This window comes from Methylobacterium sp. Leaf91, from assembly GCF_001422815.1.
In the GTDB taxonomy this organism is placed as follows: domain Bacteria; phylum Pseudomonadota; class Alphaproteobacteria; order Rhizobiales; family Beijerinckiaceae; genus Methylobacterium.
The window spans coordinates 104,565-117,837 of record NZ_LMMP01000004.1 but is presented as its reverse complement, the minus strand read 5'-3'; the positions used below and the strand labels follow the sequence as shown (position 1 = coordinate 117,837).

Annotated in this window: 14 protein-coding genes; 8 read left to right on the top strand and 6 right to left on the bottom strand. The window is 65.9% G+C overall.

Annotated features, from left to right (window positions below):
• The first annotated feature begins 31 nt into the window (after positions 1-31).
• From ASF32_RS05990 to ASF32_RS05960, 7 genes are all read left to right on the top strand, one after another.
• Entirely contained in the window at positions 32-2,656 is a 2,625-nt protein-coding gene (locus ASF32_RS05990) for a TIGR02302 family protein (RefSeq protein WP_056424875.1), read from the top strand.
• 99 nt (positions 2,657-2,755) lie between these two features.
• A complete protein-coding gene (locus ASF32_RS05985) occupies positions 2,756-2,941 on the top strand; it encodes a twin transmembrane helix small protein (protein WP_056424872.1) in 186 nt (61 codons plus the stop codon).
• A gap of 145 nt (positions 2,942-3,086) precedes the next feature.
• Positions 3,087-3,704, top strand: a complete 618-nt coding sequence (locus tag ASF32_RS05980) for an acyloxyacyl hydrolase (protein ID WP_056424869.1) — start codon at positions 3,087-3,089, stop codon at positions 3,702-3,704.
• A 32-nt stretch (positions 3,705-3,736) separates the two neighbouring features.
• Positions 3,737-4,309, top strand: coding sequence for a cob(I)yrinic acid a,c-diamide adenosyltransferase (locus ASF32_RS05975; RefSeq protein WP_056424867.1), 573 nt, complete (start codon positions 3,737-3,739; stop codon positions 4,307-4,309).
• 220 nt (positions 4,310-4,529) lie between these two features.
• Positions 4,530-5,279: an electron transfer flavoprotein subunit beta/FixA family protein gene (locus ASF32_RS05970; RefSeq protein ID WP_056424864.1), complete on the top strand. Its 750-nt coding sequence runs from the start codon at positions 4,530-4,532 to the stop codon at positions 5,277-5,279.
• A gap of 134 nt (positions 5,280-5,413) precedes the next feature.
• Positions 5,414-6,364 carry an FAD-binding protein gene (locus ASF32_RS05965; protein ID WP_056424860.1) on the top strand — a complete coding sequence of 317 codons (951 nt, stop codon included), beginning with the start codon at positions 5,414-5,416 and terminating at the stop codon, positions 6,362-6,364.
• Between the two features lie 210 nt (positions 6,365-6,574).
• Positions 6,575-7,456 carry a 3-hydroxybutyryl-CoA dehydrogenase gene (locus ASF32_RS05960; protein ID WP_056424857.1) on the top strand — a complete coding sequence of 294 codons (882 nt, stop codon included), beginning with the start codon at positions 6,575-6,577 and terminating at the stop codon, positions 7,454-7,456.
• 78 nt (positions 7,457-7,534) lie between these two features.
• Here the strand turns inward: ASF32_RS05960 and ASF32_RS25175 are convergent, their stop codons facing one another.
• From ASF32_RS25175 to upp, 4 genes are all read right to left on the bottom strand, one after another.
• The gene (locus ASF32_RS25175) at positions 7,535-9,034 is read right to left on the bottom strand and encodes a calcium-binding protein (RefSeq protein ID WP_056424853.1); all 1,500 of its coding nucleotides are present in this window, start codon (positions 9,032-9,034) and stop codon (positions 7,535-7,537) included.
• A gap of 220 nt (positions 9,035-9,254) precedes the next feature.
• Positions 9,255-9,557, bottom strand: coding sequence for a hypothetical protein (locus ASF32_RS05950; RefSeq protein ID WP_056424851.1), 303 nt, complete (start codon positions 9,555-9,557; stop codon positions 9,255-9,257).
• Positions 9,558-9,726: 169 nt separating this feature from the next.
• Complete coding sequence (locus ASF32_RS05945; RefSeq protein ID WP_056424848.1) at positions 9,727-10,743, bottom strand: NAD(P)H-quinone oxidoreductase; 1,017 nt, start codon at positions 10,741-10,743, stop codon at positions 9,727-9,729.
• Between the two features lie 85 nt (positions 10,744-10,828).
• Positions 10,829-11,491 carry a uracil phosphoribosyltransferase gene (upp, locus tag ASF32_RS05940; RefSeq protein ID WP_056424845.1) on the bottom strand — a complete coding sequence of 221 codons (663 nt, stop codon included), beginning with the start codon at positions 11,489-11,491 and terminating at the stop codon, positions 10,829-10,831.
• 215 nt (positions 11,492-11,706) lie between these two features.
• On the opposite strand from upp, the gene ASF32_RS05935 reads away from it, so the two are divergent.
• Positions 11,707-11,973: a hypothetical protein gene (locus tag ASF32_RS05935; RefSeq protein WP_056424843.1), complete on the top strand. Its 267-nt coding sequence runs from the start codon at positions 11,707-11,709 to the stop codon at positions 11,971-11,973.
• Between the two features lie 76 nt (positions 11,974-12,049).
• Here ASF32_RS05935 and ASF32_RS05930 read toward each other — a convergent pair whose 3' ends face one another.
• Both ASF32_RS05930 and ASF32_RS05925 read right to left on the bottom strand, forming a co-directional pair.
• The gene (locus ASF32_RS05930) at positions 12,050-12,505 is read right to left on the bottom strand and encodes a DUF2852 domain-containing protein (RefSeq protein WP_056424840.1); all 456 of its coding nucleotides are present in this window, start codon (positions 12,503-12,505) and stop codon (positions 12,050-12,052) included.
• 83 nt (positions 12,506-12,588) lie between these two features.
• Positions 12,589-13,233: a TetR/AcrR family transcriptional regulator gene (locus ASF32_RS05925; protein WP_056424838.1), complete on the bottom strand. Its 645-nt coding sequence runs from the start codon at positions 13,231-13,233 to the stop codon at positions 12,589-12,591.
• Positions 13,234-13,273 lie beyond the last annotated feature (40 nt).

Sequence of the window (13,273 nt, the reverse complement as noted above, 5' to 3'; positions counted from 1 at the left end):
GAGCATTCCCCGCCTCGGGAGCCCAAACAGAATGGACGAGGCCGACGCGACGACCTCCAAAGCGACCCAGATGACGGCGCCGAAGACGCCGGCAGCCCGAAGCCGGCTCGATCGGCTCGTGTCGCAATCGCAGGCCGCCGGATTGTGGGAACGTGCCTGGCCGCTCGTCTGGCGAGCGCTTGCCGTGGTCCTGGCTTTCCTCGCGGCCTCGTGGCTTGGGCTCTGGCTCGATCTGTCGCCGTTCTGGCGTATCGCCGGACTCGCCGCCTTCGCCCTCGCCTTCCTCGCCGCTCTGGTGCCGCTGGTCCGCCTATCCCGCCCGAGCCGCCGCGAGGCACTAGCCCGCCTCGACCGTGACGCCGCCGACGGGGCTTCGTCCCACAACCCGGCTTCCGCCATCGAGGATACCCTTGCCGTCGGAACGACGGACCTGGCGACGCAGGCGCTTTGGGCGCTGCATCAGCGCCGCGCAGCCGAGGCCGTCTCTCGCTTGAGCGTCGGCCTGCCCCGTCCGGGCATGCCGCGCCGCGACCCCTTCGCCCTTCGCGCCGGCCTCGTCGTGGCGGCGTTGGCCAGCCTGTTCGTCGCAGGCCCGGAATGGCGCCAGCGCATCGGGAGTGCGTTCGACTGGCACGAGGCCGCCGGCCCGGGACCAAACTTTCGCGTCGATGGCTGGATCGATCCGCCGCTCTATACGAGGCTTCCGCCCCTCGTCGTCACGATGAGCGGGACCGAGCAGCGCCTGCGCGCACCGGTCAACTCCACGCTGATCGTCCGGATCGCCGGACAGGGCGATGTCGTGCTGACGCCGAATGCGGGTTTCAAGCCTCTGCCCGGCAAGGAAGCGCGCCCGGACCTTCGTGAGGACCGTTTCCAGCTCGTCGGCGGCACCGCCGATCTCATCATCGCCGCGGGCTCGGCGCCCAAGCAGCATCTCATCGTCGAGACCATCCCGGACCTCGCCCCGGAAGTCCGGCGCGTCGGCGCCCTGGAGGTGAATGCGCGCGGCACCTTCAATCTGAGCTACCGCGCCAAGGACGATTACGGCATCGCTTCGGCCGACGGGATCGTTGAACCCCTGACAGGCAGTCGCTCCCTGGTGCCCCTTCCGAAGATGCCTCTCGCTTTGCCCTCGGACGCGAGCGGCGAGACCGATACGAAGACCCTTGTGGACCTCACCGACAATCCCTGGTCGGGCGCGCGGGTCCGGCTGACCATCGCGGTGAAGGACGAGGCCGGCCAGGAGGGGCGAACCGAGACGGCGGAGATCACGCTGCCGGCCCGGCCGTTCCGCGAGCCCCTGGCGCGCGCCCTGGCCGAGGAGCGTCGGCGCCTCGTCACCGCTCCCGACGAAAGCCGGCGCCGGGTGCAGACCGCCCTCGACGCGCTGATGATCGCACCGGATCAGTTCACGCCGCAGCCCTCGATCTTCCTCGGGTTGCGCACCGCGTCCCGCCGGCTCAAGGCGGCACGGACCGACGAAAACCTGATCGAGGTGGCCGACCTACTGTGGGAGATGGCGCTCAAGATCGAGGATGGCGACCTCTCCGATGCGGAGAAGAGCCTGCGCGCTGCCCAGGACAGGCTGAAGGACGCCATCGACCGGAACGCGCCGGACGAGGAAATCAAGAAGCTGACGGAGGACCTGAAACAGGCCCTCGACAAGTTCATGAAGCAGATGGCCGAGCGCCAGCAGAAGCAGCCTCAGCAGCAGGGCGAGAAGGGCAAGTCGCAGCAGAACGCCAAAACCGTCACCCCGGACGATCTGAACAAGATGCTGAAGGACATGGAAGAGGCGATGAAGCGCGGCGACACCGCCGAGGCGCAACGCCTGCTCGAACAGCTGCGCAGCATCCTCGAGAACCTCCAGACCGCCGAGCCGGGAGCCAAATCCGACCCGAATGGCCGTGAGATGAGCAAGCAGGCCGAGGAACTCGACAAGATGTCCCGCGAGCAGCAGGCGCTCCGCGACGAGACCTTCAAGGACGGCCAGAACAAGCGCGGCCAGCAGCCCGGGCAGAAGCAGGGCCAGAAGCCCCAGCGTGGCCAGCAGGGGCAGCAGCAGAATGGCGACCAGGGCCAGCAGGGCGGAGAGCAGGGCCAGCAAGGGCAACAGGGTCAGAAAGGCCAGAAGGGCGAGCAGGGCCAGGGTGGCGCCGGCGAACGCCAGCAGGCTTTGCGCCAGCGTCTCGAAGATCTGCAGAAGCGGATGAAGGAGCTCGGGATGCAGGGCGAGGAAGGCCTCGCCGATGCCGAAGAAGCGATGCGCGACGCCGAAGGCGCCCTCGGCGAGGGCAAGGAAGGCGATGCCGTCGACGCTCAGGGCCGCGCCCTCGATGGGCTCAAGCGCGGCGCGGACGGCATGCAGAAGCAGATGGAGGAGATGGCCCAGGGCGAGGGTGAAGGCGAGGGCGAGCAGGAGGGTGGCGAGAACCCGAGCCAGCAGGGGCAGGCCGGCAATCGTGACGACGATCCGCTCGGCCGCCCGACCAAGGGCCGCGACCTCTCCGACGGCCGTGGCAAGGTCCCGACCGCCGACGAATCCGCGGTTCAGCGCACGCGCCGGATCATGGAGGAGTTGCGCCGCAAGCTCGGCGATCCGAGCCGGCCCAGGGAAGAGCTCGACTATTTCGAGCGCCTGCTCCGGCGAAACTGAAGGTCGCGCCCGTTCCGCAGGTGCGATCCCCTGCCCTATGGGCTAGTGGATCGGCAGAGCCATATGGGCTTCGTCCCCCCGTTCCGAGCGCGAGCCTCCATGTCATCCAACACCCTGGTCCTCGTCGCCTGCCTTGCCGTGGCCGTCGTGCTGTTTCTCGGTCTCATCAACATGATGCGTGGGGGCAGCGCCAACCTGTCTCAGCGGCTGATGCGCCTCCGCGTACTGCTCCAGTTCTTGGCGATCATTTTCATCATGGGCGTCGTCTGGTGGCGCTCCGCCTGAGCAATTATCACATCTCGGTGAGTGTGGCGGCTGGGTCTCACCTCTCGTCTAAGACGATATCGGGACGGGATTACTGATCGGCCGGGCTGACACCAGCGTATTCCTGCGTGGTAGGAAGGTCGGGTTCACTTTGGATCCGTCATCGATGCAAGCCATCTGCTCTCGCCTGGTCGCCGGCATTCTCGCCCTGCCCGTCGTGTGTTCCGCCCAGGCCGCCGATCTCGGATCGCCGCCTCCCGCCGCGGCCTACGTCACGCCTGTCCAGCCGCTGAGCATCGTGTCCGAAGTGCGTATCGGCGGGGCCGTGCAGGATCCCGGCAGCGCCGAGAAGAACACCAACGCCATCAACGGCGAGATCCTGTTCTCCAAGCCGGTGGTGAGCCTCGATCCGTTCTGGCAGGCCTTCGTGCCGCGCCCGACCGTGGGCGGCAGCTACAATTTCGATGGTCGCACCAGCTTCGCCTATATCGGCGCGACCTGGACGGTGGACCTCTTCCCGCAGACCCTGAACAACCGGGTCTTCCTCGAAGGTTTCTTCGGCGCGGGCGCGCATAACGGTTATACCGGCCTGAAGGCCAACGCACCGGCGGGCTTCAACGCCCTGGGCTGCAACCCTCTCTTCCGCGAAGCGGCGGCGCTCGGCTATCGTCTGACCGAGCATTGGAGCATCATGGCCACCGTCGAGCACATGTCGAATGCCGGCCTGTGCCACGAGAATCGCGGCCTGACGAATTTCGGCGGCAAGATCGGCTACACGTTCTGAGCCCGACGCCCGGATCTGAGATCGGATAACCCTTGGTCACCCTGAACCGCATCTACACGCGCACCGGCGACAAGGGCTCCACGGCGCTCGCCAATGGCGAACGTCGCTCCAAGGCGGATCTGCGGGTCGAGGCCTACGGGACGGTCGACGAGACCAATGCCTGCATCGGTCTCGCCCGTCTCCACGCCGATATCGTCCTCGACGCGATGCTCGGCCGTATCCAGAACGACCTGTTCGACCTCGGGGCCGATCTCGCGACCCCGGAAAGCGACGAGCCGCCGGCCTACGAGCCCCTGCGTATCGTCGCCAGCCAGGTGAAGCGGATCGAGGCGGATATCGACGTGCTCAATGCCGAGCTGTCGCCGCTGAAATCCTTCGTGTTGCCCGGCGGTTCCGCGGCCTCAGCCGCGCTCCATCTCGCCCGCACGATCTGCCGCCGGGCCGAACGCCTGACGGTGGCCCTTGCCGCCGTAGAGGGCCAGCGCGTTTCGCCCGAGGCGCTGCAATACCTCAACCGCCTGTCGGACTTCCTTTTCGTGGCGAGCCGCACGGCCAATGCCAATGGAGCCGACGACGTGCTCTGGGTTCCAGGCAAGAACCGCTGAAGCGGGAAATCTGGTAGACCGCATACAAGCGAGCGTGAATTACGGATCGCATGTGTTCGACGCGGGGCTAGACTGTCGCACGCGTTGACAAGTCTGAAATCCCCCCGTTACGGTCCGCCGCTTCATTCCAAGAGGGTGCCCGGACCTTCGACCGCGTCGAAGGCCCCTCGCGCGCTGCGCCGGCCCTTGCCAAGAAAATCATTGGAGGATTGTGACCGCCATGAAGGTTCTGGTGCCCGTCAAGCGGGTCGTCGACTACAACGTCAAGATCCGCGTCAAGGCCGACGGTTCGGGCGTTGAACTCGCCAACGTCAAGATGTCGATGAACCCGTTCGACGAGATCGCCGTCGAAGAGGCGATCCGTCTGAAGGAGAAGGGCAAGGCGACCGAAATCGTCGCCGTGTCCATCGGTCCGCAGCAGGCGCAGGAGACCTTGCGCACCGCTCTCGCCATGGGCGCCGACCGGGCGATCCTGGTGAAGACCGACGGGCTCGTGGAGCCGCTGGCGGTGGCCAAGATCCTGAAGGCCGTCGTGGAGAAGGAGGCCCCCGGCCTCGTCATCCTCGGCAAGCAGGCCATCGACGACGATTCCAACCAGACCGGGCAGATGCTCGCCGCCCTGCTCGATTGGCCGCAGGGCACATTCGCGTTCAAGCTCGAATTCGGCGAGGGTTCGATCGACGTCACCCGTGAGGTCGATGGCGGCCTGCAGACCGTCACCCTCGCCCTGCCGGCGATCGTGACCACGGATCTGCGCCTGAACGAGCCGCGCTACGCGTCGCTGCCCAACATCATGAAGGCGAAGAAGAAGCCCCTCGAGGAGCTGAGCCCCGATGCGCTCGGCGTCGACGTGACGCCCCGGGTCAAGGTGCTGAAGACCGTCGAGCCGGCCGAACGCAAGGCGGGCATCAAGGTCGGCTCCGCGGCCGAACTGGTCCAGAAGCTGAAGGGCGAAGCCTCGGTCATCTGAGCTTCAGGCTCCGTCCGCGCTCCGGCCGTCGCAGGATGGCCGGCGCCGGCCCACAATCCTTATCCTCGGCCGCAATCCGGCGCGACGCCGCGACGGATGCCAGGCCGCACCGCATATGAGGTTCGACGCATAGCATGGCCATTCTCCTCCTCATCGAGCACGATAACGGCGCCGTGCGCGACGCCAGCCTGAAGGCGCTCTCCGCCGCCAAGGAAATCGGCGGACCGATCCACGCCCTGGTCGCCGGTGCGGCGAGCCGCCCGGCAGCCGATGCCGCCGCCGCACTCGACGGTGTCGAGAAGGTGCTGCTGGCCGAGGATGCCGCCTACGACCACGCCCTGGCCGAACCGACGGCGGCGCTGATCGTCTCTCTCTCTGGCGATTACGACGTGATCATCGCCGCCGCCTCCACCACCGGAAAGAACGTGCTGCCGCGCGTGGCCGCTCTTCTCGACGTGGCGCAGATCTCCGACATCATGAGCGTGATCTCGCCCGACACGTTCGACCGGCCGATCTATGCCGGCAACGCGATCCAGACCGTCCAGGCCGCCGAGGGCAAGAAGGTCATCACGGTCCGCATGGCGGCGTTCAAGGCCGCTGCCGCCGGGGGATCGACGGCTCCGGTGGAGCCCGTCACGGTAAGCGCGCCCGCTTCGTCCAAATCCACCTTCAAGGGCGAGGAGATCGCCCAGTCCGATCGGCCCGAACTGGCCGCCGCCAAGATCATCGTCTCGGGTGGCCGCTCGCTCGGCTCCTCGGACAAGTTCAAGGAGCTCATCGAGCCGCTGGCCGATGCCCTCGGCGCGGCGGTGGGTGCCTCGCGCGCCGCTGTCGATGCGGGCTACGCTCCCAACGACTGGCAGGTCGGCCAGACCGGCAAGGTCGTGGCGCCGGACCTCTACGTGGCGGTGGGCATCTCCGGCGCGATCCAGCATCTGGCCGGCATGAAGGATTCGAAGGTCATCGTCGCCATCAACAAGGACGAGGATGCGCCGATCTTCCAGGTGGCGGATTACGGCCTCGTCGGCGACCTGTTCCAGATCGTCCCCGAGCTTCAGGCCGAGATCGCCAAGGCCAAGGGCTGACCCTACGCCCCGGAACCACGACAGGACTCCGCCGCAGCCATCCGCGGCGGAGTTCTTTTCCCATTTAAGCGCTTGCCCGGGCTGCACCTCAGCGAGAAAATGATCTAGGAATTTTGTGCGCCGCATTTCAATTGCGGCGCCAACGCCTCGATCGCTAGGCGGGCGTTCTGCGGCCGAACCGGCCGCGCCTCAGGGGTGCGAGTTCAAGCGATGGCCATCGAGATCAAGACCGTCGGAATCATCGGCGCCGGCCAGATGGGAAGCGGCATCGCCCATGTCTGCGCCATGGCCGGACTGGACGTGCGGCTGAACGACCGCGACACCGCCCGGATCCATAGCGGGCTCGCGACGATCGACGGCAATCTGGCGCGTCAGGTCTCCAAGGGTACGATCACCGACGAGCAGAGGCGCAGCGGCGTCGCCCGTATTCAGGCCGCCGAGAGCTATGACGACCTCGCCCCCTGCGACCTCGTCATCGAGGCGGCGACGGAGGACGAGGCGACCAAGCGCCAGATCTTCACCGCCCTGTGCCCCTCTCTGAACCCCGACGCCATCGTGGCGACGAACACGTCGTCGATCTCGATCACCCGCCTCGCCGCCGCGACCGACCGGCCGGAGCGGTTCATCGGCATCCATTTCATGAATCCGGTCCCCGTCATGCAGCTCGTTGAGCTGATCCGGGGCATCGCGACGGCGGACCCGACCTACGTTTCGGCCAAGGCGTTCATCGCCAAGCTCGGCAAGACCTCCACCATGTCGGAGGATTTCCCGGCCTTCATCGTCAACCGCATCCTGCTGCCGATGATCAACGAGGCGATCTATACGCTCTATGAGGGCGTCGGCTCGGTGGAGGCCATCGACACCGCGATGAAGCTCGGCGCCAACCATCCAATGGGACCGCTGCAGCTGGCCGATTTCATCGGCCTCGATACCTGCCTGTCGGTGATGCAGGTGCTCTACGAGGGGCTGGCGGATTCGAAGTACCGCCCCTGCCCGCTCCTGGTGAAATATGTCGAGGCCGGCTGGCTCGGCCGGAAGACGAAGCGCGGCTTCTACGATTATCGCGGTGAAACGCCGGTTCCGACCCGCTGAGAGCCGGCGGGCGACGCGCGGAGACCTTCGAATCGGCTTTCGAGGGCAAGGATCGAAAGCCGATCGGAGCACGTGAGGTCAGACGAAGAAGCCGGACTCCACTCCGCCGGGCGCGATGTCGTTGAGCACCACCGTCCCGCCGCCCGACAGGGTGATAAGCGCGTCACCGTAGATGTCGTGGCCGACGGTGTAGGACTGTCCCGATAGGTCGATGCGATCGCCGTCACCGAACCTGAAATCGATGATGACGTCGTGGCCGGAAGCGGTCTCGAACACGAAGCGATCGGCGCCGTTGCCTCCAGTCAGCTGGTCCGCGCCCGCGCCGCCGACGAGGACGTCATTGCCGGCGCGCGCATGGATCTTGTCGTCGCCGGCGCCGCCCCGCATGACGTTGGCAGCGCCGTTGCCCCAGAGGAAGTTGTCGAGGGTGTTACCACTCACGTTGATCGCGTTGGCCCCCTGAAGAACCACGTCCTCCACATGCGTACCGGAGATCGCGAAGGAGACGCTCGTTAGGAGACGGTCATGTCCCTCGCGTCCGGCCTCGACGACGCGGTCGCCCCTGTTGTCGGCCGTGAAAATGTCGTCCCCGGCACCTCCCACCATCAGATCGGCCCCCTGCCCGCCGTCGATGGAATCGTTGCCCCGGCCTGACTTGATCGTGTCGTTTCCTGCCATCCCGAAGATGGTGTCGCTCCAGATCGTACCGTGGAGGGTCTCGGACGCGACGCCGCCGTTGATCATGTTGAGGCCGTCATCGGTCAGCCGATAGATGGTGACCGCCTCCGGGTTGGCGTCCGACTGATATTCGGTCCAGTGTGCCGCGATCTTGTCCAGGCCGTTATCGACCACCTCCATCGTTCCGGTCTGGTTGTGACTGGAAACCACCGTGAAGCTGTGGGGACCACCGTTCTGCCAATGCAGCCGCACCACGTCGCCCGGCTGAAGCTCGGATTGCCAATCGGTGTCCTCGGCGGTTCCGCGATGGGCGATGCGCCAATATCCCCCTTCGACGTTCTGCGAGGGCAGGCCGTAGGAATGGTTCGGCAGCGGGGCGCCGGCGGAGGCCGCGATGGTGTCGGCGATAAAGTAGCAATCGTTGCCGTTGGGAACATCGTGCTCGGCGACCGCCAAGGCGCGTGCGGCGGCGACGATGTCGGAGGGGTTCACGATGCCATCGTGCGCGTCCTGGCCCTTCAATTCCCCGGGGACGGTCTGAAGACGAAGATTCTGGTACTGGCCGGCGCCGGTCTTCACCGCGATCTCGACATTCGCGAAGATGAGGTTGCCGGCCTTCAGCGAATAATCGTCGAGCTGGGTCTGATTGAAGATCGTGTAGGTCTTGTCGTCTTCGAGGGTCTTGCCGTTGCGCAGCACAGTCGTCGCCGATGGTATGTCGGGGTTCCAGTAGCTGAACGGCGTATAGCCTGGCGTGGTCGCGTAGGAAATCTGCAGCTTCGTGAATTCGGCCACAGCTTCCTTGCCGTAAGCCTGTTCGAGCAATGCTCGCAGGCCGATCGTGGCTCCAGGATCGCCGAAGAAAGGAACAGGCAGGCTTGCTGGTGTGTAGGTAATCATCGGCAGTTCTCGAACGCATCGAAAAGACGCCGAGAACTCTGCGGATGAAGTCCTAACAGAGACTGACTATAAGTAGCGAGAATGATCGAGCTCAAACAATTTCCACAGCGTGGATTGTCGGCTTCGATTCTTTTACCGTACAAAAAAGGCCACGGTATTGCGTCCGGGACGTACCCCTTGGCGTTACCGTGGCACGGCTTACCCCGAGCTTAGGATATGCTTATTTCTGGCCGCCATTGGCCGAAGGTTGGGCCGGCGCCGGGTAGGCTGGGTTGCCAGCGGGAACGTTGCCGGTATTCGCCGACGAGGTTCCGTTTCCGGACCCGTTCACGGAGCCGGTGACCTGACCACGGGAGGCGTCCTGGCTCTGCGAGGCGTAGTCTTTCGGAGAGTTCGCACCCTGCCAGGTCATCAGACCGGTGATGGCGATGGCGAGGAGGACGAGGCTGCCGATCAGGACGTAGAGGACCGGCTTGCCCTTCTTGCCCTGACGCGCGTCCTGGCCGTCGAGTCGTTCTGCCATGGGATACCTTTCGAAGCTCGGCCGGGGACGGCCGTCATGGTCAACCTGAGACGTGGATGTCCCATTTGGTGGATTGAACGCGACGGCCGAGCTCCCTGTTCCGAGTCGATTGGCCCTGGTCGCGGCATATGACGCAAAAGCCGCAGCTACATCCAGGTTAACCCCTGCGTCACCGCCCGGTCGTCAGCATGATCTTGCCGAGATGCGCGCTGGATTCCATGAGCGCATGGGCCTCGGACGCCTTTTCCAAGGGGAAGGTGGCATGGATGATCGGCTTCATCCGGCCATCGGCGAGGAGGGGCCAGATGTCCCGGCGCAGGCCCTCGGCGATGGCCGCCTTCTCCGCTTTGGGACGCGCCCGCAGGGTCGCACCGGTGAAGGTGAGCCGCTTCATCATGATCGGCGTCATGCTGAAGCTCTCGACCTTGTAGCCCTGCATGAAGGCGATCTGCACGAGACGTCCCTCGATCGCCAGGGAGGCGAGGTTGCGGGCGAGGTAAGGTGCGCCCACCATGTCGAGGATGACGTCGACGCCCTTGCCCTCGGTGAGGCGCTTGATCTCCTCGGCGAAATCCGCCTCCCGGTAATTGATCGCCTCGTCGGCGCCGAGTTCCTTGCAGAAGGCGCATTTCTCGGCGGATCCGGCGGTCGCGAAGACACGCGCGCCGTGGAGCTTCGCCATCTGGATCGCCGTGGAGCCGATGCCGCTCGATCCGCCATGGACGAGGAAGCTCTCACCCGGCTTCAGCCGCCCGCGCTCGATGACGTTGCTGTAGACGGTGAAATAGGTCTCCGGCAGTCCGGCTGCCTCGATCAGCGAGAGCGGCGCCGGGCGCGGCAGGCATTGTCCGGTCTCGGCCACGGCGAATTCGGCGTAACCGCCGCTGATGGTGAGGGCGCAGACCTCGTCGCCGATGGCGAAACCCTCCGCCCCCTCGCCGAGGGCCGCGATCCGGCCGGCGACTTCGAGGCCCGGGATTTCGGTGGCGCCCTTCGGCGGCGGATACTTGCCTTCGCGCTGCTGGATGTCGGGCCGGTTCACGCCGGCCGACACGACCTCGATGAGCACCTGGCCGGGACCGGGCTGGGGCAGCGGCACCGTCTCGAGCGTCAGGACATCCGGCCCACCTGCTCCCGCGAACCGGATTTGGCGCATGGTCTCGGGCAGGTCTGGGCTTGACGTCATTGCATCACATCTCCGGTTGGCGTGACCCGTCATGTGCGGCCGGAGGGCGGGTTGGCAAGGGCGCAGTTGTTAAGCGCGGAATGTCTCAGCGGGTGCCGTACATCCGGTCGCCGGCATCGCCGAGGCCTGGCACGATATAGCCGTGGTCGTTGAGGTGGCTGTCGATGGAGGCCGTCCAGACCGGCACGTCGGGATGCGTCGCCTGGAGCTTGGCGACGCCTTCCGGCGCGGCGAGGAGGCAGACGAAGCGCAGGTCGCGAGCGCCGCGCTGCTTCAAGAGGTCGATGGCCGCGATGGCCGAATTGGCCGTGGCGAGCATCGGGTCGAGGACGAGGACGGTGCGGTCGGCGAGGTCGGACGGCGCCTTGAAGTAATATTCCACCGCCTCCAGCGTCTCCGGGTCGCGATAAAGCCCGACATGGGCGACGCGCGCGGAGGGCACGAGCGACAGCATGCCGTCGAGGAAGCCGACCCCCGCGCGCAGGATGGGGGCGAGAACCAGCTTCTTTCCGGCGATCTGCGGTGCCTCCATCGCCTGGATCGGCGTTTCGATCGTCACCCGCTCCAGGGGAAGGTCGCGGGTGACCTCATAGGCGAGGAGCATCCCGATCTCGTTGAGGATCTGGCGAAAGCCTTTGGTCGAGCGCTCCTTCTGTCGGAGCAGGGTCAGTTTGTGCTGGACCAGGGGATGGTCGACCACCGTGACCGTCGCGCGGGTCTCCGCGCCGGGACCGTCCGTATTCGCCATCGCCTTCACTCCCCCGAGAACCGGCCCACCGCACCACGGACGGCACCGGACCGACCCCACGCTCTTTTGAACTCCCGCCCTTATGGCCCCCCGGGGCATGAAAATCCGATAAAGAAGCGCGGCCATGACGCGGTGAGGGGCGCGTCCCGGTCGTCGGAGCGATGCAAACAGGGTGGTCCGGGTCGTCGATGAAACTTATCCGAAACAGTACGCCCATGAGCAAGTCCGCCCGTAACGACAGGGTCCGCTATCGCGCCACGTTCCTCAATACGCTCGGGGCGTCTCTGGTGATGGTCGGCTTCTTCCTGCCGGGGATGCGGCTCTACGAAGGGTTTGACCACCGCCTGTCCCGCTCCGAGGCGTGGAGCGTCTCGCTACGGTTCTTCCAGACCGAGCCGGGTGCGGTGAGCGTGACGGCGCTGATCCTCGGCTTCTGCCTGCACTTCATCGCCCTGCATCACCTGAAAAAACTGCAGGATTGATCTCGCCGCCGAACAAACGAAAAAGGACTCCCGGCATCGCTGCCGGAAGCCCTCTTTGCCCCGAATGGGGGATCGGTCAGACGCTCTGCGTCGGGCCGCTATTGTTGCGCTTGGCCATGAAGGCGTCGAACTGCTCGCGGTCCTTGGCGCGCTTCAGTTCTTCCACGAACTCGGCGAAGGCGCGGCTCTCCTCCTGCAGCGCCTTGCGCTGGGCATTGAGCCGGTCGAGTTCGGCGCGGCGGTAATCGTCGAAGGCAAGGTTGCCGGTGCCGCGCAGGTCTGCGGCCTCGAACGCCTGGGCGAAGCGCGATTTGCGCATGCCCGCCTGCCAATCGGATCCACGGCCGATCATGCCGCGCAGTTCGGACAATGCCGGGTAACCCGCCACCTTCCAGGCGATGTAGGCCGCCGCCAATGGCCACCAGTAGAAGAACGCGACGACGACGGCGCCGATCTCGAAAGAGCGGCGGGGAAACGGACCGCTGCGGCAGGCTTTGCCGGTGGCCCAGGGAGAGGTCGAGGAAAAGCTCACGGCTCACAGCTCCGATGTTAATGTGAACCACATTTACTTGCGAATGCGACGTGGCGGTTTCAAGGGTCGTTTTCAGGAGAGTGTCAGGCCGAGGGTCGGGGGCGTCCCGCACCATGGACGAGGGCCAGCACGCCGGCGCGTAGCAGCTCGTATTTGTCTGGCATTCCGGGCCCTTTCGGCAGATGTCCGGAAGCCGAGAGCGTGGCGAGCCCGTGCGAGAGGGCCCAGACTTCCAGGGCGACGAAACGAGGCTCGACTCCGCCGAATCCATCCGGAAACGTCGATTTCAGCGCTTCGAGCAGAAGGTCGAAGGGGCTGGGCCTCGGCGGGACGTCGGAGGCTGCAGAATCCGCTGCCATCGGTGCGCCACGCGTCTCGAAGATCGCGGCATAATAGCCGGGCTCTTCCTCGGCGAAGGCGAGATAGGCCTCCCCCATTCGGGTGAAGCGCTCGAGAGGTGTTCCGCGTGAGGTGAGGGAGCGTGCCAGACGCTCGGCGAGGTCGGTGAAGCCACGGCCGGCCACCTCCTCCAGCAGAGCTTCGCGACCCCGGAAATGACGATAGAGCGCGGCCGGGGTCACTCCGACGAGGCGTGCCGCATCGACCAGGGTGAAACCGCCCACGCCGCGTTCGGCGATGAACCGGCGCGCCGCTTCGATCAGCGCCTCTTTGAGGTTGCCGTGATGGTAGCTGCGCCGGTCTCCCGGTCCTTCTCGCCAGGGTCGCACTGGATTCCATCCTCGGGCGATCGCCGGCCAGCGGCTGCAC